At 60.4% G+C, this 384-nt stretch carries 1 protein-coding gene; it reads left to right on the top strand.

Going from position 1 to position 384, the window contains the following annotated elements; translation table 11 throughout:
- Positions 1–384 (top strand): hypothetical protein (locus tag AAC854_RS23260; protein WP_340619150.1); only part of this gene is annotated, 384 nt, incomplete at both ends.

Below are 384 nucleotides of genomic sequence, written 5' to 3'. Positions count from 1 at the left end.
GTGCGGGTTGCCTGCTCCGTGTCGATGCGCCCATGCAGCTTTCTGTCTTCCGTGTCCCGTGCCGCCTGTTCTCCTGCGATCAGTTGGTCAGTGCGGGTGTTGCTGTCGGTGATGGCCTGTGTGCGTTCATTGCGCTCAACGCTGAGGCCAGATGCCAAGTTTCTATTGGTTGCATCAATGTTGCCCTGCAATTTTTTGTTCGCCGCGTCCCGCGTCGTCCGTTCGCCTGCGATCAGTTGGTCAGTGCGGGTGTTGCTGGCAGTGATGGCCTGCGTGCGGGTTGCCTGCTCCGTGTCGATGCGCCCATGCAGCTTTCTGTCTTCCGTGTCCCGTGCCGCCTGTTCTCCTGCGATCAGTTGGTCAGTGCGGGTGTTGCTGTCGGTG

The sequence above is a fragment of the Xenorhabdus entomophaga genome, from assembly GCF_037996725.1.
GTDB classification, from domain to species: domain Bacteria; phylum Pseudomonadota; class Gammaproteobacteria; order Enterobacterales; family Enterobacteriaceae; genus Xenorhabdus; species Xenorhabdus khoisanae.
This window is presented reverse-complemented; position numbering and strand designations above follow the sequence as displayed.